The following is a 22,038-nucleotide window of genomic DNA, read 5'->3' on the forward strand; positions in this document are numbered from 1 at the left end:
AATATTCGTCATGGCGACCTTCGACGACATGCTCAAAGAGGGCTACGGGTTTGCCCTCCCCGTCCTCACGTTAGGCGCGGCCATGGAAGGCTCCGCCGTCGTCGCCGAACCCAAGGTGTCGTTCCCGCTATCGATGATGACCCGTCATGGCCTGATCGCCGGGGCGACCGGAACTGGCAAGACCAAGACCCTCCAATTGATGGCCGAGTAGTTATCGGCGCAGGGCGTGCCGGTCTTCGTGGCCGACATCAAGGGCGACCTCGCCGGTATTGCGAGAGAAGGAGTCCCCTCGGCCCGGATCGACGAACGTTTGGCCTCGATCGACGCGGCCTGGGCCCCGCAGGCGATGCCGACCGAATTCGTCAGCTTGACGGGGGTCAACGGCGTTCAACTCCGAGTGACCGTGAGCTCGTTCGGGCCGTTGCTGCTCAGCAAGGTGCTCGACCTGAACGAAACCCAGGCCAGTGTCCTGAGCCTGGTGTTCGAGGCCTGTGACGATCAAGGGCTGCCCCTTCTCGACTTCGCCGACCTCCGCTCCGTCCTCAAGGAGTACGGCGGGATGTCGAACGCCACGGTCGGCGTCCTGCTTCGGAAAATGGTCGAACTCGAGCAACAGGGCGCCGAGAAGTTCTTCGGCGAGCCGGAGTTCGATGTCCGCGACTTGCTCTACGTCACCCCGGCCGGCCGGGGCGGCGTCACCTGCCTCGAATTGTCCGATTGCCATGACAAGCCGGCGTTGTTTTCGACCTTCATGATTTGGTTGATAGCGGAGCTGCACCAGAACCTGCCCGAGGTCGGCGACCTGCCCAAGCCGAAGCTGGTGTTCTTCTTCGATGAAGCCCATCTGCTGTTCCGGGGAGCATCGAAGTAATTCCTCGAGCAGGTCGAGCAGGTCGTCAGGCTGATTCGTTCCAAGGGTGTCGGGATCTTCTTCGTAACGCAGACACCCAAAGACGTCCCGGAAGCGGTCTTGGCCCAACTCTCCAATCGCGTCCAACACGCACTCCGGGCCCACACCCCGGACGACGAGGCGGCCCTCAAGGCCACCATCCGGACCTTTCCGAAAACCAGCTACTACGACCTTCAGGAAACCATTACCTCACTCGGCATCGGCGAGGCGATCGTCACCGGTCTCTCGCCGAAGGGCGTTCCGACGCCCGTAGTGGCGACCCGGATGGTGCCGCCAACGTCGCGGATGGGCCCGCTCTTGCCGGAAGAATTCCGGGCCGAGGAGGCCGAGTCGGATTTGATGCGGGAGTATGGAACCCCGATTGACCGGGAAAGCGCTCACGAAATCCTGGCCCGCCGGCTCGAACTCCCGGAGCCCGTTTCGCGAACCGGAGCAGCCCAGAGCCCCGGCCCGCGCCGGCAAGAGTTGGGCGCAGGCAGCCGGCGGCGCGCTCTTGGGCGCCCTGACCGGCACCATCGGCCGGGAACTCGTCCGCGGCGTGTTCGGTATGCTCGGTGCCAAACGCCCCCGCCGCGCCCGCTGGTAGCCTCCGCGTTCAGCCGAGCGCCGAGCCCCCAGTGCCGAGTGCCAAAAACGCATAACTTCGTTTCCCCTTTTGCAGGGCGACGAAGCGACCGGCCAGTAAGTGTTCGGTCCCGATCAGGACCTCGGGGCCGGAGATCTTCTGACCGTTGATCGAGAACCCCTGGCCCTGGATGCCGCGCCGGGCCTCGCCCTTCGAAGCGGCCAGGCCGGTTTCAACCAAGGCGTCGATCACCGGAATGCCGGCGGCCAGGCGGGCAGGCTCGATGCCGATCGTCGTGACCTCACCGGCGACAATGGCCAACGTCTCGGCGTCGGCATCGGCAAGGGTCCTCCCGCCGAAGAGCAGCTCGCTCGCGGCCATGACCCGGTCGGTCGTGACGGTGCCGTGAACCCGGACCGTGACGTCGCGGGCCAGGAATCGTTGGGCCACCCGCCGGCTTGGGTTAATGGCCTGTTCGGCCATGACCGCGGCAATCTCTTCCAGCGGCACGGTAGTGAAGGTCTTCAGCAACCGCTCGGCGTCGGCATCCTCGGTGTTGAGCCAGAACTGGTAGAACTGATACGGTGAAGTTCGCGCCGGGTCGAGCCAGATGTTGCCGCTCTCGCTCTTGCCGAACTTGGCGCCGCTCGCCGTCGTCAGGAGCGGCAGCACGGCGCCGTGCGCTTGGCCCCCCTGGCGAGAGATCAGCTCGATGCCGGCCGTGATGTTGCCCCATTGATCACTGCCGCCCATTTGCAACTCGCACCCAGCGGTTCGATGCAGATGGTGGAAGTCGTGGGCCTGAACCAGCATGTAGGCGAACTCAGTAAACGAGATCCCGCTGTCCATCCGGCTCTTGACCGAGTCTTTCTGGAGCATGTAGTTGATCGTGAAGTGCTTCCCGGTGTCCCGGAGAAACTCGAGCAAACTCAATCCGACCAGCCAGTCGGCGTTATTCCGGAGGGTGGCGGCGTTGGTGCCGCTGAAATCGAGGAACCGGCCGAGCTGGCCCTGGATGGCCGTCGCATTGGCCGCCACCGTGTCGGCCGAGAGCATCGGGCGCTCGTTGCGCTTGCCGCTCGGATCTCCGACCATGCCGGTGCCGCTGCCGATCAGCGCAATCGGGGTTCCGCCCAGTCGCTGCAGCCAAACCAGGGCCATCACCGGCACCAGGTTCCCAACGTGGAGTGAGTCGGCCGTCGGGTCGAAGCCGACATAGCCGGTGATCGGCCCCTCGGCCAACCGGTTGGCCAGGCCAGGGGTGGCGTCGTGCAGCAGCCCGCGGGCGGCAAGGGTGGTCAGGAGCGTCGTCATTAGGAGGGAAAAACTACTACCTCCGATGCCGTCTGTCTGCCCTTCCGCCGGTCTGGCCTTCGGTCTTACCTTGCCTCCATGGCCCCTCGTCCGTTCAAGAGTCTCTCGCGATGGTGGCACTCCCCGACGATTCGGTACCGGATTCTGCTCGCGATCGGAGCCGGCGTCATGTTTGGCGGCTCGCTCGGGCTCGGCGCCTGGTCCAATGTCTGCGCCCCGGTCGGCTCGTGCCCCTCCATTGCCGGTCTCGAATCGTACGACCCCGAGCAAGCCTCCAAGGTCTATGCCGCCGATGGGCGTCTGGTGACTGATTTTGGACAGACCCGGCGGACGGTCGTTTCCCTCAAACAAATTTCGCCGGCCGTCATCGCAGCCGTGCTGGCCACCGAAGACCGGCGGTTCTATCAACACGGCGGCATCGACTGGTATCGGGTCCTGGGCTCGTTCAAAGCCTTGTTCGCCGGGAAGCGGCTCCAGGGGTTCTCGACGATCACCATGCAGCTCGCGCGGAACCTCTGGCCCGACGAACTCCCGGCCGACATGCGCTCCGGGTTTCTCGGTGTGACCCGGAAGCTCCGCGAGGCGCGGATGGCCCTGGAGATCGAGCGGAACTATCGGAAGGACAAGATCCTCGAGCTCTATCTGAATCAGATTAACCTTGGGAACGGGGCGTACGGGGTCGAAACCGCCGCCTCCCGGTATTTCGGCAAGCCGGCCAAGCAGCTCAACGTGGCCGAAGGCGCCATGCTGGCCGCCATTCCTCGGGCCCCGACCCGCTACAACCCCCGTCGGAACCCGGACTTCGCCGTTCAGCGGCGGAACCTGGTCATCAATCTGTTGCGCGATCAAGGCAAACTGTCGCGGGAGTCGGCCGAAGCCTGGAAAGCCTATCCCCTGGCCCTGTCCTCCCGTTCCGACTTCAACGGCGTCGGCGACTACTTCGTCGAATACGTGAGGCAGTTGCTCCAGGCCCGCTTCGGATCGGAACTCTATCGCTCGGGACTTCGGGTCTACACCACGCTGGATCTGGACATGCAGCAGGCGGCGGAGCGGGCGCTCGAGGCCCAGTTGATCAAGATCGAGGAGGATCCGAAAGCCTACGGCAAGTTTCCGCATCAGACCTTTCGGCAGTATCTCGACCAGCGAGATCCGAACGCCACGGAAGATGATCAAGGGCCGTTCTCACCGTACCTCCAAGGCGCCATCACCACCGTCGAGGTCAAGACCGGCTACCTCCGGGCGTTGGTCGGCGGTCGCGATTTCGCCGACTCGAAATACAACCGTGCCACCCAGGCCGAGCGCCAGGCCGGTTCGACGTTCAAGCCGTTCGTGTATTCGGCAGCGCTCAAGGCTGGATACCGGCTCAGCGATCTATATGAAGATGGGCCGGTCGAGGTTCCGTTGGACAATCAGCCGCCCTGGTCGCCGAAGAACTACGACAACAAATACCGGGGCCGGATGAGTATGCGGGAAGGGCTCTACGATTCCCGCAATACCGTGGCGGTGCGGGTGGGCCTCGATGTCGGCGTGGACGCCGTGGTCAAAGAAGCCGCCGCCGCCGGGATCGCGAGCCGGATTCCGAGAGTGCCCTCGATCTTCATCGGGGCGGCCGAGGTTACTCCGCTGGAAATCACCTCGGCGTACGGAACCTTTGCCAACTTGGGCGTGCGGGTTGCGCCGGTTGCGATTCTCCGGGTCGAAGACCGGAGCGGCAACATCATCTGGCAACCCGAGAGCAAGCAGACCCGGACCATGGACCTCGAGCACGCCTGGCTGATCCTCGACGGTCTCCGCGACGTGCTTCGAAAGGGGACCGCCGCCAGTGTCATGCCTCGGGCCGGAATCAATCTGCCCGCCGGCGGCAAGACCGGCACGACCAACGACGGAATGGATGTCTGGTTCATCGGCTTTACCCCGGATCTGGTGACTGGCGTCTGGATGGGCTTCGACCGCAAGCAGGTCATCATGCGGGACGCCCAAGGCGGCCGGCTCGCGGCCCCGGCCTGGGGCGCCATGATGAAAGACGTGTACGAGCGCCGCAAGGTGCCTCCCGCATGGCCGATGCCCGAGGGCCTCATCTCGCTCGAGGTCGACCACTCGACCGGATATCTCGCCACCGGCGCCTGCCCCAAGGACAAGGTCGGGCCCGAGTTCTACTTTCCGGGAACCGAACCGACCGAACGCTGCCCGATCCACCGGTGAGCCTCGCGCCGTCCGGGAGAATCCGCCTAACGGCCGATTGGGTGGTCCCGGTCTCGTCGCCCCCGATCGAGCAGGGGGCCGTGTTGGTTGGCTCGGACGGCCGGATCGAAGCGGTCGGGGCCGCGGGTCGGGTGCCCGAGCCGCCTGGGGTCGTCACCCAGTCGTTTTCCGGGGCCGCGCTGATGCCGGGGCTCGTCAACGCCCATACCCATTTGGAACTCACCGGGTTGGCCGGCCAGGTCGAGGAATCCGATTTCTCGGCGTGGATTCGAGGCGTCCGGGGGGTCAAGGCCGGTCTCAGCGCGGAGTGGTTCGCCGCCGCCGCCCGCCAGGGCGTGCGAGACGGGTTCGCGGCCGGGATCACCACAGTACTCGACACCGGGGACTCAGGGGTCGTTCTCCAGGCCTTAGTCGACCTCGGGGGTGCTGGGGTGGCTTACCAGGAGGTGTTTGGTCCCGATCCGGTCCAATGCGACGAGAGCATGCGGGGTCTTCGAGACCGGGTGCTGGAGCTTCGGCCTCACGCCCGGGGCCGGGTCCGACTCGGCGTTTCGCCGCATGCCCCGTACACGGTCAGCGGGCCCCTCTACCGGGCCGTCGCGGAGTTCGCGAGGGCGGAAGGCCTGCCCCTCGCGGTCCACTTGGCCGAATCTCCCGCCGAAACGATGCTGGTCGCCGGCCACGTCGGTCCCTTTGCCGAAGCATGGAATGCCAGGGGCATTCCCCCCGTCGCCCGGCATGGAGACCCCAGCGCGGCCGCCCAGCGGTCACCGGTCAGCTGGCTCGATGCCCACGGCGTGCTCGGTGCGGACACGCTCTGCATCCACACCGTGCAGCTCGACCAGGCGGACCTGGATATCCTGGTGGCCCGCCGGGCCCCGGTGGCTCATTGCCCCTGCTCCAACACCCGCCACGGGCATGGAAACGCCCCATTGGGGCGATTGCTGGCGGCCGGGGTTCGAGTCGGGCTCGGCACCGACTCCGTGATCAGCGTCGGGCTACTGGATCTTTGGGCCGAAATGCGGGCAGCGGCCGCCTTGGCCGGGCTGACCCCGGGCCAGGCGCTGGCCCTGGCCACCGTGGGCGGCACCCGGTTGATCGGGACCGAGCTCGAGGTCGGTTGGCTCGGGGTCGGCGCCTTTGCCGATGTGATTGCCGTGGCGCTGGCTCCGGAAACCGAGGGGCTGCCGGTGGAGGCCCGCCTGTTGGCTGGGGGCCCCGGTAACGTTCTAGCCACATTTGCCTCCGGCCGGCCGGTCTTCCGCCGGGGGGGCGCTTGATCTTCCTACCCCCTTGTTCCTACAATGCTAGTGTCCCACGACGCGGAGAACTGGCGGTGCGATGTCTCGCGCTCAACGCATCATTTGAACCCCTGACGATGGTCCCGCTCCGGCGGGCCCTCCGCTTGGTGATCGACGGCAAGGCCGAGATCGTCGAGGCGGAGGGAGGGGAACAGATGCGGAGCGCGAGGCTCGCGCTCCCTAAACCGGCCATTATCCGGCTGGTCAAGTTCGTCCACGTGCCCCGGAAGTTCCGCCGGCAGGTGACGAACACCTTCCTGTTCGCCCGGGATGCCTACACCTGCCAGTATTGCGACCGGCACCAGAACGAACTCCGCCCCCGAGAGTGTCTGACTCGTGATCACCTGCTTCCGATTTCCCGGGGCGGTGGCAACGATTGGCGGAACGTGGTCACGGCCTGCAGCACCTGCAACACGAAGAAAGGCAACCGGCTGCCCGAGGAATGCGGGATGCACCCGTCCACCTCGCCGATGGAGCCGCACTTCGTTCACCTGTCGTGGGCGGTCCGGCGGCTGACCCACACCCAGGCCAAGTACATCCGACTCTTCTACGGCCCCGAAGCCCTCCGCGCCATCGGCGGCTAGGGGCCGCAAGGCGCGCCGAGCCGGCTACTCCTCGGGCTTCACCACGAATTGCTCTGACCGCGTTCCAAGCACCTGGCTCGGTAATCCGGCGATTCGGAGCAGAAACCGCCGGATGCCCCGTCCAACAACGGTGCCGGGCTCCGGGGTTTCGATCGTGGGGTCACCCGCCAGAAACTGTTCCAGTTGGTCCAAGTCCTGATCGGACAACGCGGTGATCCGCACGGCCAGGGTGTAGTAGAACCGCCCCGCGCGCGTCGGCGTCCATTCGATTCGCTGGGGCTTGTCCACTTCCCGGACCGCCGAATCCCGGATCGCAAACCGGAGCGGGCGGCCGGGCCGGCCGCTCACGATCCGGGTAATCGAATACTCCTCCTGGAGCGGCTCTTTAATCACGATCGCTTGCCATTCGACCGACCCGAGGAACTCGTCGATCCACCCCTCCCGGGATCGCCACGACTCGAGCGAATACGACACGACCAGGGGCAGGGAATTGTCGAGTGCTTCGTCCCACCGCGGGTCGGCCAGGAGGTTCTTGAGGGAGACGATCGCCCGCCGGGCTCCGGTCCGATGCACCGTCGTGTCAAGGCTCATCGAGACGGCGACCGAGCGCGATTGGGCCTCTGCCCTCGAGCCGAGTGCCACCAGGCCCGCCACCAGCCACGACGATCGGCGCATCAGAATCGTCGCTGGAGTCGGAGGGAGAAACGGAACGAGCGGTTGACCGCCACCGATTTGGCCAGGTAGACACCGATCCCCCCGGCGTCGATGCCGACGCCGACATCGGCATCCCACTCGCCGAATGCCGGGATCCGATTGTTCGGCACCCGCCCGGGGCCCCCGCCCGTGAGCCAGGCCTTGCCCGCGTCCGCCAGGAGCACCAACTCCGCCCGCTCAATGCCCAAGATCTGCTGCAGTGCCGCCAGTTCTGCGTTCCGGATCCGGAACGGCAGGTCAATCGGCAGGTTGGTCCGGATCTCGAGTTGAGCGGCCAGGATGCGATCGCAGAGCGAGGCTTGGCTCTGGTCCGAGAACCCCTGCGGGCCGCAATTGAGGTCGCGAAAACCGAACCCGGGCAGGATGTCCGGGCCGCCTAACGAAACGCGGCGTTGCACCGGTAACGGGTCGCCCCCGACCCATCCCGCGCCCAGGATTCGAAGGTTGATCCGGGTGTTGGGGTTGAGTCGGGCGTACCGGGCCACGTCGAACCGGAGTTTCGAGAATGCGTAACGCCCCGGCTCGATCGGCGGCCGGACCGCGGCCGGGAGGGCCACCGGTGAGGCGTCGTCGCTCCGGCTGCTCTCGAAATCCGCATGGATTTTCCACCCGGTCGAGGGCCGCGCCTGGTCGTTCCGGGTATCGTAGTCGAGCGACACCTTGCTGGTTCGGTAGAATCCGTCGTCGATCAGCGGATTCGGACGCCAGGTATCCTGGTTGCGGAGCAGGGAGACCGGATCGCTCGACGGTACCGAGCGTTCCTGGTCGCCCCGAAACGACAAGCCGAGCCGGAGGGTGGGCAGCGGAGCGACGCTCGCGTAGCCCTCGAGGCCCCGGGCCTCGTAATGGTCGCGGTAGTCCCGTTGGAACAGAAAGGCCGACCACCCCGCCTCGCCTTTGGTCAACGGTTGGTCTTCGATCGACTGGATTTGCCGGTAGCCGCGGGCCCCGAAGCTGAGCCACCGGCGGGCCGATCCGGCGCGGAATTCAGTCGACACCACAAAGCCGATGTCGTCGCGGAGTTTGGTGCGATCGCTGGTCGGCCTGAAAATGCCCCGGAGATCGAGCCTCGCATCCGCTCGGTCGGAGCCCTGGGTCGTGAAGGAGGGCCCGAACACGATCGGCAGCCCTTCGACTCGGTTGTAGGTTCGGCCGGTCTCCAGACTCAACTCAGTGCTGATCCGGCCGGTCTGGAACGACGTCCGGGCCGAGGCAATTTCGCCGAGCGGTTTCCGGTGCTCCCGCGCTTCGAGCAGGCCGTTCGGTTTCCGGAACACCGGCGCCAGCGCGTCGTACGCGGTCCGCTCGCCGTCGAGCCGTCCGCCCGGGCGGACCTCGATCCGCCCGCCGGTGACCAGCACCGGTCCGAGCACGGTGCCCCCCGGCCCGATGATCAGGTCGCCATTGATGACGAGGATCGCCCCCGCAATGGTCCCATTGACCCGGAGGGTCCCCCGGTACACCGCCACCCTACCTTCGAGTCGAGCCCCCGCCGGCAGCGAAAAGCTGCCCCCGAATCGGGTCGTCGCGCTGTCGTTATAGACCGCGACCACCTGTCCCACCACCCCGCTCGGCAAACTCCGCACGACCGCGGTATCGACCTCCGGCAACGGCCGAATAATCACCAAACTATCCTGAGCCCAAACCCGCTCCCCCTCTCCCCCCGAGAACAGGAGCGCGAGCACCCAAACCGAGCACCGAACGCCGAGTGCCGAGTGCCGAGCGCCGAGTGCCGAGTTCACGACAACCCCAACCGCTTCATCCGCCGGTACAAGTTGGCCCGGTCGGTCTGCAGCGCCCGCGCCGCCTCCGCGACATTGCCCTGGGCCCGCGCCAGTCCTTCCCGGACCAGGGCGCGCTCGTAGTCATCGAGCAAGTTGGAAAGGGAACGTCCCTGGAGATCCAGGCTCCCGGGCTGGGCCACGGCGTCGGTCACCGGTCCGGGTTCGGTTCGTCCCCGGGACCGCGGCAGCACCTGTCGCACCAAGGCGGCGTCGATTTCCGGACCCCCGATGATCGAGAGCCGTTCGATCACGTTGGCCAACTCCCGGACATTGCCGGGCCAATCGTACGACGCCATCGACGCCAGGGCCTCGGCCGTAAAGTCGGGAGCTTGATGGCCCCGAAGCCGTTCCGCGAGATGGGTGATCAACGCCGGGAGGTCCTCGAGCCGATGCCGAAGCGGCGGCAGTTCGATCGGAAAGACCGCCAGCCGGAAGTACAGGTCTTCCCGGAACGTGCCGGCGGCCACCGCCTGATCGAGTCGCTGGTTCGTGGCCGAGATGACGCGGACATCAACCCGCTGGACCCGCTCGGCGCCGAGCCGCTGGATCTCGCCGGTTTCGAGGACCCGAAGCAATTTGGCCTGCGCCTCGAGGTTCAAGTCGCCGACCTCGTCGAGGAACAACGTGCCTCTATCCGCCAGTTCGAACCGCCCCATCCGCCGTTCGGTTGCTCCGGTGAACGCGCCGCGCTCGTGGCCGAACATCTCACTCTCAACCAAGTCGCGCGGAATCGCGGCGCAGTTCACCGACACGATCGGCTTCCCGGCTCGGCGGCCGGCCTGATGGATCGCGTTGGCGACCAGTTCCTTGCCGGTGCCCGATTCTCCGTAGACCAACACCCGGGCCTCGGTCGGTGACACCTGGGAGATCGCTTCGGCCACCTTCTGCATACCCTTGGTCGTCCCCACCATCTCGATTCGGGGCCGCTTGAGCTGCGATTTGAGGGCCCGGTTTTCGGCCTGGGTCCGGGTCAGCTCCAGCGCGGACCGGAGGGTAATCAAGACCGCTTCGGGTGTCAGGGGCTTTTCCAGGAACTGGAAGGCTCCGTGCTTGATGGCCCGGACCGCATCGGTCAGTTGGGCCTTGCCGCTCATCATGATGACCGGGACGCTCGCGTCCCGCTCCCGGATCTTCTCCAAGGTCGCGATTCCGTCGGGCCCCGGCGGCATCATCAAGTCGAGCAGAATGGCGTCCGGGTGGTCGCCGTCGATGGCCAGCAGGGCCGCGTTGCCGTTGGGGGACTCGGTCACGTCGAAGCCCTCAGACTTGAGCAGGGCCCCGAGCATCCGCCGGATGTTCGCTTCATCGTCTACGATCAAGACGCGTATGGTCATCGTTGGTTTGTCCGCCGGTCCGCGACTCGGCGCTCCACATAAGGTCGATCGGTTGGTCGAGTCTTGGCGCTTTCGGGCAAGAGCGGGAGCCAGATCACGAACGTCGCCCCCCCGCCCGGCGTCTCGGCCACTTCGATGATGCCCTGATGCAAGTCGACCGATTGCTTGACGATGGCGAGACCGAGACCGGTGCCATCGCTCTTCTCCGTGAAATACGGCTCGAACACCCGACTTCGTTTCGCCAGGGGGATTCCCGGGCCTTGGTCTGCGATCGACACCCGAACCCCGCCTTGCCACGGACGGATCGTCGCCTCGATCCGGCCAACACCCAGCATGGCTTCGGCGGCGTTTCGAATCACGTTCGCAAAGGCCCGTCGGAGGGCGTCGTAGTGCCCAACCACGTGGGGAGTGTCGGGGGTGACTTGGAGGTTTCCCTCGATCTCGACCGGAAGCGAGGTCCGGAGCAACTCGCCCAGCAACTCGCCCAAATCGACCTCGGCCGGCGGTCCTTCGGGGAGCCGGCCCAGATTGGCGAAGTCCCGCGCCAATTGCTCCAGCCGACTCGACTCGGTTCGGAGCACGTCCAACGCCTCTTCCTGCTCGGGATTGGCGTTCCGGCTGAGCGACGTAACGGCAAATCGGATCGGAGTCAGCGGGTTCTTCATTTCATGGGCCACCCGGCGGGCCACTTCCCGGAACGCCCGGAGTCGCTCGGATTCGAGCTCCGACCTCCGGGCTTGGGCCAGGCCGGCGGCCATGTCCCGAAGGGCGGTTCGAAGGGACGCGAATTCCGGGGCGCCGGACCGGGGAGGGTCGGGGGGCAGCGGTTCGTTGCGCCGAATGTGGCCGGTCCACCCCACCAACTCATCGATCGGCCAACTCAGCTGCGCGGCGAGGTTCCGGCCCAGAAAGATCGCGGCGTAGAACAGCACCGTGCCGAGCACGGCCAGCAAGATGGCCCGGCCGTAGGTCTCGAGGCGCTTGTAGGTATAGGCCTGCTGGGAAACGCGGAGGGCTTCGTTGAGACGGACTTTGTAGTGGCTGAGCGCCTGGATTTCCGGCGGTGAGAGCCGGGTGGTATCGAGGGTATTGAGCAGCCGAATCCCCGATTCACGGAGGGGGCGGACGACGGCTTGGGCGGCCTTGGCGGGGTTGTAACGGATCGTCGAATAGGCCCACCCAAACATCGCCATGGCCGAGGGCAGGGCGATCAGGAACAGGGTGAGGGAGATCCGCCCGCGAAAGGACAGTCCGCGCATGGCGGAAGGTAATCGCAATCAGCGGTCATGGATCGGGCCGGCTCGCACGATCCGCCTCCGGACATAAAAAGGGCGCCGGCATTTGCCGGCGCCCTTCCAGCCTCCGTGGATCGAGGAGGGTCGGCGGACTATGCCTGCTGCTGCCGCCGCCGAACCCAGCCCATCCCGGGCATGGCGACCAAGCCAATGGCCATCAGGCCCATGGTGGCTGGTTCGGGAACTGGGGCCAGGCCGCCGTCGATATCTACTTGGGATGGGTTCGCGTCCGACCCCGGGAGCCCTACCGGTAACACAGCCGACCGCCTAGACTTGAACGGCTTGGTTTCGGCACGACGCCGAAACCCGCTCTCAACAATAGGCCGCTACCGGGACGGCGGTTCCTGACTGAATCCCCGCGACTGCCACCCGGCAGTGCGGTGAGCGGCGGGAGCCGATGTTCCGGGGGGCCATGGAGTAGAAAAGTAAAGTGACTGGTCCGACTTCGCGGGCAGGCCGACAGGCCTCGCTCGCCGCCCCATCATCCCCCGCCGCGCCCGCCTCCCACGCCGCACTCCTGATCGACTTCGACAACGTCACGATGGGCATTCGCTCCGATTTGACCAAGGAGCTCAAGGCCCTGTTGTCGAGCGACATCATCCGTGGCAAAGTGACCGTGCAACGGGCCTACGCCGATTGGCGCCGCTATCCGCAGTACGTCATGCCGCTCACCGAGCGGTCGATCGACATGATCTGGGCCACGGCCGTTGGTTCGACGAAGAAGAACGCCACCGACATCCGGCTGGCCATCGACGCCATCGAGTTGGTCTTTACCCGACCGGACATCGGCACGTTCATCGTGCTGTCGGGCGACAGTGATTTCTCGTCGCTCGTCATGAAACTCAAGGAGTACGGGAAGTACGTCATCGGGATCGGGATCCGGGACTCGGCCAGCGATCTCTTGATCCAAAATTGCGACGAGTATTTCTCCTATACGGAATTGGCCGGGCTGCATCGCGAAGTCGACGCCCCGGCGGCCCGTCGTGACCCGTGGGAGTTGGTGGTCGAAGCCGTCGAGCGGATGGTCAAGCAGGGCGATGTCATGCGGTCGGATCGGCTGAAGCAGGTGATGCAGCAGATCGATTCGAGCTTCGACGAACGGAACGCCGGCATCAACCGGTTCAGCAAGTTCGTGACCGAGGCCGCGACCCGGGGTCTCCTCAAGGTCGCGAAGCTCGACAACGGCCAGTACGAGGTAGCGCCGGCTCCTGGCCGGGCGGCGTCGGCCACTACCGTGGTTCCGGCACCGGCCCCCGAGCGGGATGGCGAACGCCGTGGGGGTCGGGGCCGGGGTCGAGGCCGCGATCGTCGCGACCAGCCGACGAGTGGCCGGACCGAGGCCGCACCGGCCCCGGCAGCCGAACCGTCTCGCCGGGCACCCCAGGCCGCGCAGCCGGTTGGCCCTCCGGGAGATTACCTGACCCTCGGGGCGGCGTTCTCGTTGCTGACCCGGGCCCTTGGCGAACTGCAGAACCCCGTGACCCATGACACGCTTCGGGCCCGGATGGCAGCGCTCCACGGCCGTGAAGATCCGCTGTTCGAGCCAACGCGCTTCCCCCGGCTCCTCCGGCAGGCCAACGATGCCGAGGTGGCCGACGTCAAGAAGACCGGCGAGGATCAATATGAGGTGGCGCTGACGCGTTCGGGTCGGGCGTCGCTGGGTGCCAATGGCGGCTCGAGCATCAATGGATCGCCGGATGGGGCCAAGTCGATCCCGGCCGGCAGTTCGAACGGGTCGACCAAGAGGGACTCCGGCTCGGTATCGGCGCCGGTTCCTGAGGCCGATCCGCTGGCCTCCCGGGTGGCGGGCATTGGGTTCCGACGAGGGTCACGAGGCCCGTCGCGACCGCCGGCAGTGCCGATGATCGGGCTCGTTGATTTCGGCAAGAAGACCCCGGCCCCCGTTAAGGCCGTCGCGGTCGCTGTGGCCGAAGTCGAGACCAAACCCGACCCCAAGGCCAAGACCAAGACCAAAGGCCCGGTCCGATCCCGCGGGACGAAGAAGGCCAGCACGGCGGTACCGAAGCCGGCCGAGGTGCCTCCCGTGCCGGCGAAATCAGGCGGCGTTCGTCGGGGCAGCCCGCGGTCCCGGGGTCCGAGGAAGCCGCGCTGAGCCGAGTCCTACCAGACCGCTTTTTTGCCCGCTCGGCCGAGGCCATTGCTCGGGATCTGATTGGGGCGATGGTCGTCTCTGAAGCCGGGGGCGAGCGGGTCCGGGGTATGGTCGTTGAAACCGAGGCATATCTCGGACGGGACGACCCGGCGTCCCACGCGTACCGGGGCCGGCGCCACGCCGGCAACGTCGGCATCTACTCCCCGCCAGGCCACTGGTACATTTACCGGTCGCACGGGCTCCACTGGTGCGCCAATCTCGTGACCGGTCCCGCCGGAATCGGCGCGGCGGTGTTGCTCCGGGCGGTTCGGATTACCGAGGGCCAGGAGGTGGCGGTGCGCCGTCGCGGGGGTGTGGCGCCCCGAATCTTGAGCAACGGGCCGGGTAAGCTCTGTCAGGCACTCGGGATCGACCGCTCCCTCGAAGGTTGCCTGATGCGGCGATCGGCCGTCTCGATCAGCCCGGGGCCCTCCGTCGGTGCACTCCGAGTCACTGCGAGGATCGGGATTACCAAGGCCGCCGATTGGCCGCTCCGCTTCCTGATGCCCTAACGACAAACGGGGTGGCATCGCGCCGCCCCGTTGTCGTCATCCCGAGTTGAGCCGCGAAACTCAGTACCCGCCCCCGTGGATGCCTTCCTTTGCCCCGCCGAGCGAAACCCGAAGCCCGCCGACTAATCCGTGCGACGCGCTTCGGACTAACTGGTCGGCCGCGGGGGCCGACGTAATCTGGTATTGGCCGAAGACCACCATCCGGTCGAGCCGAAATTGGACGCCGGTCACGAAGCCGATGAAACCGTTGGTGGATTGCTGCGCTGCCAGTCGCTTGGCCAAGCCGGCCTGGGCCTGCGAGGTGAAGACGCCGCCCGGCTGGGGATCAATGACCTGGAGCAGGCCGAAGCCCAACCCGAAGTAGGGCTGGGTTGCGCCCTTCACCGGAAAGGCCGTGATCACGGCCGAGTACTTCCGGAGGTGACTGAAGCTCACCGGCCGGATCCCTCCCGGCGTGGTGGCGTCGGTGTAGCTGCTGCCCTCCGAACCGCCAAAGGCCTCGTCGACCGAGAGGATCAGTCCGGTGCGTTTGGCCATGACCAGAATGTGGCCGCCAGCGGTCGGAACGAAGCCTCGGGTCTGCGACGGGGTTTCGAAGCCGAGCATGCCGGCTTGGGCACCCAGGTACCACTTGAAGGAATCTTCGGTGCGCTGGGCAAATGCCGGCGTTGCCAACATCACCAGGCCACCGAAGGCCACCACTGCTGCTCGAACAGGACGCATTGAACGGCCTCCCGCCAATGATCGAAGGACCAACGGACGCTGACCGTCATGGCAAACCCCGTGCTCAAGACAGTTCCTGCAGCATTCCGGATGATATTCTCGGAGAACGGGTTGGCGTTTGCCAAAAACTTACATTTTAAGTCGTTCTACAGAAACGAGATAGCGTGGAGCGACCCGGAGATTCTTAGGTGTATGAAAACCGTACTGTCCTCGCACCGCTCCGACCGGAACCCCTCCGGCCGGGCAGATTGTCGGCAGGTTTCGGAGGAACGCGAGAATTGCGGCACCCGGCGGCTAGATGAGGCCGAGGCGCCGCCCGACCTTGGCAAAGGCCCGGAGGGCCTCATCGAGGTCATCGATGGTATGGGCACCCGAAATCTGGCATCGAACCCGGGCGGTTCCCTGGGGCACCACCGGGTACCCGAAGCCAGTGACGAAAACGCCCTCGTCGAGGAGCAGTTCGCTCATCCGGATGGCGTCGGCGGTTTCGCCGATGATGACCGGAATGATGGGGGTTTCGCCGTCGAGGGGCTTGAAGCCGAGGTCCTTGAGGCCGGCCCTGAAGTAGCGGGCGTTGTCCTGGAGTTTCCGGACCCGCTCGGGGTGAGCCTCGATGAACCGGATCGCCGCCAGGCCAGCGGCTGCGACCGCCGCCGGCAGGGCGTTGGTAAAGAGTTGGGGACGGGCCCGCTGAATCAGGTAGTCGGTGACATCGGACGACCCCGCGACGAACCCGCCGGCGCCCCCTGAAAGCGCTTTCCCGAGGGTCGTCGTAATGATGTCGACATCCCCCACCATGCCGAAGTGCTCGGCGGTTCCCCGGCCGGTAGCGCCGAGGACGCCCGTGGAGTGGCTGTCGTCGACGACCAGCACGGCCCCGTGTTTCCGGCAGACGGTGAGCAGGTCCGGCAGATTGACGATCGACCCTTCCATCGAAAAGACGCCGTCGGTGACGACCATCTTCACCTTGCGATCGGTGGCGGCGGCCAGCTTCGCATCGAGGTCCTTCATGTCATTGTGCTGATAGACACCGGTTTGGCACTTGGCGATGACCTTGGCCAGCCGGATGCCGTCGATGATCGAGGCATGGTTCAGTTGGTCGCTCAGGACGAGATCGTCCTCGTTGAGCAGGGTAACCGGAAACGCCTCGTTGGCATTCCAGCAGCTCATGAACGACAGGGACGATGGCGTGCCGACAAACTTGGCCAAAGCCGCCTCGAGGTCCCGGTGGATCGTCAGGGTGCCGCAGATGAACCGCACCGATGCCGACCCAGCTCCGAACTTGTCCAATGCCGCCTTGCCGGCGGCGATGACGTCGGGCTCGTTGCACAGTCCGAGGTAGTTGTTGGAGGAGAGGATGATGACCTCGCCCCGGCCTTCCATGTGAGCCCGGGCGCCTTGCGGGCCCTCGAGGAAGTTGAGTCGCTTGTAGATCCCGTCGCGGCGGAAACCGGCCAGGGCTTCCGACAATCGGGTATCGAGCGGGCTCGTCATTGGGCGATCTCCAGGATGACCTTGCCGGCTGTGCCGTTCTTGATGACCCCGATGGCTTCGGCGATCTGTTCAAGGGGGAAGCGGTGGGTAATGACGGGTCGGGGATCGAGTTGGCCCCCGCGAATCAGGCGGCCCATCGTGTTCCAGGTTGAATACATCTTCCGCCCGGTGACGCCGTAGAGCGTGAGACCCTTGAAGATGACTTCGTGGGCAAAGTCGACCTCGGTGCTCCGGCTCGGAGTGCCCAGCAGGTTGACTCGGCCGCCAAGCCGGGCGGCTTTGAAGGCCTGGGCGTGGCCCGCCGGGTGCCCGCTCATTTCGCAGACCAGGTCAACACCGTTGCCGTGGGTTGCTTCGAGGACTCGGTCAACCACCTCATCGCGCCCCGGATTGAGGGTCAGGTGGGCGCCCATCTTGCGGGCCAAGTCGAGCCGCATGTCGTTGAAATCGCTGGCAATGACGGTCGAGGCGCCCGCCGCCCGGGCCACGCCGACGGCAAAGCAGCCGATCGGGCCGCAGCCGAGGACGAGCACGGTGCTGCCCGCAAGCTCGGCGCCTTCGAGGACCGTGTGGACGGCGTTGCCGACCGGATCCATGATGGCGCCGATCTCCACCGGGATGCCGTGGAGCCGAACGATATTGCTGGCCGGCATCGCGATGTAGTCGGCAAACGCTCCGTCCCGATCGACTCCGATGATCTGGGTCCGTTTGCAGAGGTGCCCGTTCCCGGTCCGGCATTGGAGGCAGTGGCCGCACACGATGTGGCCTTCGGCAGTGACCAGCTCGCCGACGGCGAGGATCCCGGCGCGGCGGGCCTCGTCGCCGAGTTCCACGATCTCGCCGGCAAACTCATGACCGATGACCACCGGAGGCTTCATCCGGTTGGAGGCCCACCGGTCCCATTCCCAGATATGGAGATCGGTGCCGCAGACGCCCGCGGCGTGAACCCGGATCAGGACGTCCGCGGGTCCACAAGTTGGCTTCGGGACCTCGACCAGGGTCATCCCGACCCCGGGGGCGGTCTTTACGATAGCGCGCATTTGGTCACTTGAGCCGGAGGAAAAACTGGAGCAAGATATACCGGCGACTATGACTGGGTAAGGTTACGTCGGCCCGGTCGGTGGCCGGTCAGTCCGAATCGGTATCAGGAGTTCGAGGACCTCTGATCTGGGGCAACCGGTGGTGCCAGGAGTCATGCTCCGCTTCGCGCTCGGCGGTCCAGAGATAGGCCCAGAGTTTGGTGGCCGTCGTTCGCGAGGTGCCGGGCGAAATGATGATGCCGACGGGCGACGTGGTCGACGACAGAGAGTCTGGCATGGTGCCTCCGAGAGGGTCGCGGAATCGATGAAGCGACACTCTAAGGACGCCCGCCCCCGACGGATCCGCACGGCGGGCCGGGCGGGGCTATTTGACGGAGGAAAGTCCGCTTGGGCGGATCGGGGGGCCGGAGAGGAGGAAGCCCCGCAGGCCAGGCTCGTTGGAGCGACCCGTGGGTCCTCCGGGAGGGGGCGGGATCTTCTGCCAATCGGGGTAGTGGCGGAGGCAGCTTTCCGGCGCGATGTCCGCGTCGGACGAGACCAGGGCGTGGAGTCCCTCCGGAGCCGTGCGCTGCTGGGCCTGGATCATCAGCGACCGTTGCCGGTCCGGCGTCAGTGACTGGACCGTGGCGGCATCGATGACCACGAGGTGGTAGGGGCCGTTGACGGCCGCCGGAATCCAATGGCCGAGCATCACGACGAAGGCTTCGCACTGCCCGCTCAAGGACTCGGAGGCCAGGGTCCCTTCGATCTTGGTGGCGGCGGTGGTATCGCCAATCAAGCAGTGGATCTCGAGGTCATGGGCCGCCAATAAATAGACGGCCCGTTCGGCCCCGGTGCCGATGACCAAGGCCCGGTCGCCGGGTTCGAGCCGGGGCAGGACCAGGGCGACAGGGTCGACGGTCGACATCCCCCAGCGGGTCGGTGATCGCTGGGCTTCCCGAAGGGGGAGGATCTTGGAGCGCCACCTCCGAAACGAGGGCAGCTTCAGCCGCTCGATGATCTGCTGGTCGACGGTTTCCTGCATCAGCATCTCGGTCATCACGAACTGATCGCTTCGGGCCCCGTGGAGCTCTGAGGCGGCATCATCGCCGAGGCGCATCAACATTTCGCGGGAGAGCGAATCCTTGTAGTCCTCGATCCGCTGCATCAGGTAGGCCCGGTGCTGCTGCTCCAATGACGGGAGCGACCGAAGCCGCCGCGCGGGCGCGGCGTCTTCCTGGGGGTCGAGTTGGATGGCGGTACGCACGATACGATATAGTGGCCGGATTGTCCCAAGTATAAGCCTAACCATGTCTAACTGTGGAGGGGGTTACCCCGATCCTGGCTCGACTCGCAGCACAGCGCCTTTCAAGTACCCGGTTTCTGGTATGGTCAGGACCTCGGGATGGTCGGAGGGCTGGGTCAGGTGCTCGACCAAGGTGACGCGCCGGCCGCTATCGGCCGCTGCCTCGGCGAGCATCCCGAGGAATTCGGGCCACCGGACGTGGTAGGAGCATGAGGCGGTCACGAGATGGCCGCCCGGGCTGACGAGGCGAATTGCCCGGAGATTGATATCCTTGTAGCCCTTCAGGGCTTGGTGGACCGACCCCTTGTTCTTCGCGAACGCCGGTGGATCCACGACGACCACATCGAATCGTTCCTTGGCCCGGTCGAGGTCGCGCAAGCCTTCGAAGGCGTCGGCTTCGAGCCAGGTCAGGTTGGTAAAGCCGTTCAGCCCGGCGTTGGCTTGACCGCGGGTCAGCGCCTCGGCGCTGACGTCCATGGCGACAACCGACCGGGCCTGGCGGGCCAAATGGAGAGCGAACGAGCCGTGATAGCTGAAGCAATCGAGACCGCGACCGCCGGCCGGCATGAGTTGGCCGGCTTTGAGCCGGTTGATCCGCTGATCCAGAAAGGCGCCGGTCTTTTGGCCGGACCACGGCGCCGCGAGATACTCGATCGGACCTTCCCGGACCCGGAGATCCTCCGGTACCGTCCCGTACAGGAGAACGATTTCCTGGGGGAGGCCCTCCCGGCGCCGGACGTTCGGGTCATGGCGGGCCAGGATGCCTTCGGGGGCGAGGACATCGAGGACGGCCGCGACAATATCCGATCGACAGGTTTCGAGCCCGGCGCTCAGGATTTGGACGACGACCCACCGATCGTATCGATCGATGATGAGGGACGGGAGGCCGTCGCCCTCGCCGTGGACGACTCGGTAGGCCGAGGCATCGATCGGCCCCCGGCGGGCGAGCGCCCGGGTGATCCGTTCCCGCCACCAAGTCTGGTCGATGGTTGCTTCCGGCCGGCGGTCGAGCAACCGGACTCGGATTTCAGAGGCAGGGGAGTAGAGTGCCTTGCCGATCGCCTTGCCGCGGTGATCGGACACAGTCGCGACGCCAGCCGAACCCTCGTCGGACGTGACGTCGCTGGCAAAGATCCAGGGATGGCCTTGGGTCCACCGCTCGGCGCCCCGCTTGGTGACCCGAATTTCCTGCACGAGACGATCCTCCAGTGGCCTGGGGTACCAATGTTGCTACCTGGCTAGGGTTCGGAGTATTCTGATCCCATGACCTTCGCTGGTGTTGACCTATGATGCTCTACATCGGTCCCGATGTAATCGCGCCGTTGGCTTCGATCTTGGCCGCAATCGGTGGCGCCATTCTCATCTTTTGGCGCCAAGTCAAGTCGTTCTTCAGCCGAGTCGGAACGTGGTTTGGTCGCGACCGGGGCAAGCCGCCGATTGCCTAGGCCCAAATCAAGGGAGGCTCGGTCGAGGCTTCGACCTGTTCCTTGGTCCAGCCAGGAAGCAGTTCGACGACCTTGAGGCCCGCCGGGGTGACATCGAGCACACAACGCTCCGTGATGATGCGATGCACGCATCGTTCTCCCGTAAGGGGCAGGGAGCATTTCTTGAGGATCTTCGGGGCGCCCTTGGCGGTATGCTCCATCACGACGATGACCCGCTTGGCGCCGGCCACCAAGTCCATGGCCCCGCCCATTCCCTTGACCATCTTGCCCGGAATCATCCAGTTGGCGATGTCGCCGGTTTCCGATACCTGCATGGAGCCCAAGAATGTCATTGCCACATGCCCGCCCCGAATCATCCCGAACGAGGTGGCGCTGTCGAAGTAGCTGGTGCCGGGCAGTTCGCTCACGGTTTCTTTGCCGGCGTTGATCAGGTCGGGATCTTCGTCGCCATCGAGCGGATAGGGCCCGACGCCCAGCATCCCGTTCTCAGATTGGAGCACGACACTGGCTCCGGCGGGAATGTTGTCGGCAATCATGGTGGGAATCCCGATGCCCAGGTTGACGTAATAACCGGTCCGGTCGCTGAGGCTCAAGATTTCTTGGGCGGCGCGCCGGACGATGACCTGGCGGATATCGTCGCTCATCGGGGCCTCACGGTTCGGCGTTCGATCAGTTTCTCCTGCGATTGGCGCTGAAAGATCCGCTGGACGAAGATGGCCGGGGTGTGCACTGTGTCGGGTTCGATCTCGCCGGGTTCGACGAGGTGCTCGACTTCGGCGATGGTAATCCGGCCGGCCGTGGCGATCATCGGGTTGAAGTTCCGCGACGTCTTCCGGTATTGGAGATTGCCGAATCGGTCGCCTTTGTAGGCCCGCACCAAGGCGTAATCGCCGGTGATGCCGAGTTCCATCAAGTACCGCCGGCCGTTGAACTCCCGGACCTCCTTACCCTCGGCCACCAGGGTGCCGACCCCGGTCGGGGTGAAGAATGCGGGGATCCCGGCCCCGCCGGCCCGCATCCGTTCCGATAGTGTGCCTTGCGGGATCAACTCGACTTCAAGTTGGCCGCTCAGCATTTGCTTCTCGAAGACGTCGTTCTCACCGACGTAGCTCGACATCATCTTCTTGACTTGGCCGTTCTTGAGGAGATGAACCAGGCCGTGGCTGGAGGTTCCGGCGTTGTTGCTGACGATGGTCAGGCCGGTCACGCCGAGATCGCGGACCGCCATGATGCACTCATCGGGCACACCGCAGAGGCCGAACCCGCCGACGAGGAGCATGGCTCCGTTTGGGATGTCGGCGCAGGCCGTCTTGGCATCGGGAAAGACCTTATTCACGGCAACGGGCTCCCAGCGGTTGGAGTGTGCGAAGATAACGGCCCGGAG

The 22,038-nt window shown here is 65.6% G+C and carries 19 protein-coding genes and 1 pseudogene; 6 read left to right on the forward strand and 14 right to left on the reverse strand.

The window, feature by feature from the left end:
• Positions 1-10: 10 nt before the first annotated feature.
• A pseudogene (locus EXR94_08955) lies at positions 11-1,645 on the forward strand (DUF853 family protein).
• On the opposite strand, the gene EXR94_08960 reads toward EXR94_08955, so the two are convergent.
• Positions 1,506-2,789, reverse strand: coding sequence for a tyrosine--tRNA ligase (locus EXR94_08960; protein ID MSR02852.1), 1,284 nt, complete (start codon positions 2,787-2,789; stop codon positions 1,506-1,508). The pseudogene EXR94_08955 and the gene EXR94_08960 sit on opposite strands and share 140 nt — an antisense overlap.
• 78 nt (positions 2,790-2,867) lie before the next feature.
• Between EXR94_08960 and EXR94_08965 the strand changes: the two genes are divergently transcribed.
• Genes EXR94_08965 through EXR94_08975 form a run of 3 tightly spaced genes read left to right on the forward strand, consistent with a single transcriptional unit; the run spans position 2,868 to position 6,876 of the window.
• Entirely contained in the window at positions 2,868-4,991 is a 2,124-nt protein-coding gene (locus tag EXR94_08965; GenBank protein ID MSR02853.1) for a PBP1A family penicillin-binding protein, read from the forward strand.
• Positions 4,844-6,271, forward strand: coding sequence for a hypothetical protein (locus EXR94_08970; protein MSR02854.1), 1,428 nt, complete (start codon positions 4,844-4,846; stop codon positions 6,269-6,271). The genes EXR94_08965 and EXR94_08970 overlap by 148 nt, the downstream gene beginning before the upstream one ends.
• A 50-nt stretch (positions 6,272-6,321) precedes the next feature.
• Positions 6,322-6,876 carry an HNH endonuclease gene (locus tag EXR94_08975; protein MSR02855.1) on the forward strand — a complete coding sequence of 185 codons (555 nt, stop codon included), beginning with the start codon at positions 6,322-6,324 and terminating at the stop codon, positions 6,874-6,876.
• Positions 6,877-6,900: 24 nt separating this feature from the next.
• On the opposite strand, the gene EXR94_08980 is transcribed toward EXR94_08975, so the two are convergent.
• The 5 genes from EXR94_08980 to EXR94_09000 all read right to left on the reverse strand — a co-directional run bounded on the left by EXR94_08980 (position 6,901) and on the right by EXR94_09000 (position 12,260).
• The gene (locus tag EXR94_08980) at positions 6,901-7,551 is read right to left on the reverse strand and encodes a hypothetical protein (GenBank protein MSR02856.1); all 651 of its coding nucleotides are present in this window, start codon (positions 7,549-7,551) and stop codon (positions 6,901-6,903) included.
• Complete coding sequence (locus EXR94_08985; GenBank protein ID MSR02857.1) at positions 7,551-9,332, reverse strand: hypothetical protein; 1,782 nt, start codon at positions 9,330-9,332, stop codon at positions 7,551-7,553. Before EXR94_08985 ends, EXR94_08980 begins: the two co-directional genes overlap by 1 nt.
• Positions 9,329-10,708, reverse strand: a complete 1,380-nt coding sequence (locus EXR94_08990; protein MSR02858.1) for a sigma-54-dependent Fis family transcriptional regulator — start codon at positions 10,706-10,708, stop codon at positions 9,329-9,331. Before EXR94_08990 ends, EXR94_08985 begins: the two co-directional genes overlap by 4 nt.
• Entirely contained in the window at positions 10,705-11,967 is a 1,263-nt protein-coding gene (locus EXR94_08995; GenBank protein ID MSR02859.1) for a HAMP domain-containing histidine kinase, read from the reverse strand. Before EXR94_08995 ends, EXR94_08990 begins: the two co-directional genes overlap by 4 nt.
• A 128-nt stretch (positions 11,968-12,095) precedes the next feature.
• Positions 12,096-12,260, reverse strand: coding sequence for a PEP-CTERM sorting domain-containing protein (locus EXR94_09000; GenBank protein ID MSR02860.1), 165 nt, complete (start codon positions 12,258-12,260; stop codon positions 12,096-12,098).
• 173 nt (positions 12,261-12,433) lie between these two features.
• Here EXR94_09000 and EXR94_09005 point away from each other — a divergent pair, with 173 nt between their 5' ends.
• Positions 12,434-14,116 carry an NYN domain-containing protein gene (locus EXR94_09005; GenBank protein MSR02861.1) on the forward strand — a complete coding sequence of 561 codons (1,683 nt, stop codon included), beginning with the start codon at positions 12,434-12,436 and terminating at the stop codon, positions 14,114-14,116.
• Positions 14,113-14,667, forward strand: a complete 555-nt coding sequence (locus tag EXR94_09010) for a DNA-3-methyladenine glycosylase (protein MSR02862.1) — start codon at positions 14,113-14,115, stop codon at positions 14,665-14,667. The genes EXR94_09005 and EXR94_09010 overlap by 4 nt, the downstream gene beginning before the upstream one ends.
• 60 nt (positions 14,668-14,727) lie before the next feature.
• Here the strand turns inward: EXR94_09010 and EXR94_09015 are convergent, their stop codons facing one another.
• The 8 genes from EXR94_09015 to EXR94_09050 all read right to left on the reverse strand — a co-directional run bounded on the left by EXR94_09015 (position 14,728) and on the right by EXR94_09050 (position 21,990).
• The gene (locus EXR94_09015) at positions 14,728-15,390 is read right to left on the reverse strand and encodes a hypothetical protein (protein ID MSR02863.1); all 663 of its coding nucleotides are present in this window, start codon (positions 15,388-15,390) and stop codon (positions 14,728-14,730) included.
• A gap of 294 nt (positions 15,391-15,684) precedes the next feature.
• On the reverse strand, positions 15,685-16,884 hold the full coding sequence (locus tag EXR94_09020; GenBank protein ID MSR02864.1) for a glycine C-acetyltransferase: 1,200 nt from the start codon (positions 16,882-16,884) through the stop codon (positions 15,685-15,687).
• Positions 16,881-17,924, reverse strand: coding sequence for an L-threonine 3-dehydrogenase (locus tag EXR94_09025; protein ID MSR02865.1), 1,044 nt, complete (start codon positions 17,922-17,924; stop codon positions 16,881-16,883). The genes EXR94_09020 and EXR94_09025 overlap by 4 nt, the downstream gene beginning before the upstream one ends.
• A gap of 88 nt (positions 17,925-18,012) precedes the next feature.
• On the reverse strand, positions 18,013-18,201 hold the full coding sequence (locus EXR94_09030; GenBank protein MSR02866.1) for a hypothetical protein: 189 nt from the start codon (positions 18,199-18,201) through the stop codon (positions 18,013-18,015).
• 87 nt (positions 18,202-18,288) lie between these two features.
• Positions 18,289-19,170, reverse strand: a complete 882-nt coding sequence (locus tag EXR94_09035) for a hypothetical protein (GenBank protein MSR02867.1) — start codon at positions 19,168-19,170, stop codon at positions 18,289-18,291.
• Between the two features lie 63 nt (positions 19,171-19,233).
• Positions 19,234-20,418, reverse strand: a complete 1,185-nt coding sequence (locus EXR94_09040; protein MSR02868.1) for a class I SAM-dependent rRNA methyltransferase — start codon at positions 20,416-20,418, stop codon at positions 19,234-19,236.
• Positions 20,419-20,650: 232 nt separating this feature from the next.
• Positions 20,651-21,298: a CoA transferase subunit B gene (locus tag EXR94_09045; protein ID MSR02869.1), complete on the reverse strand. Its 648-nt coding sequence runs from the start codon at positions 21,296-21,298 to the stop codon at positions 20,651-20,653.
• Positions 21,295-21,990, reverse strand: coding sequence for a CoA transferase subunit A (locus EXR94_09050; GenBank protein MSR02870.1), 696 nt, complete (start codon positions 21,988-21,990; stop codon positions 21,295-21,297). The genes EXR94_09045 and EXR94_09050 overlap by 4 nt, the downstream gene beginning before the upstream one ends.
• Positions 21,991-22,038: the final 48 nt, after the last annotated feature.

The organism is Gemmatimonadota bacterium (genome assembly GCA_009692115.1).
GTDB lineage: Bacteria > Gemmatimonadota > Gemmatimonadetes > Gemmatimonadales > GWC2-71-9 > SHZU01.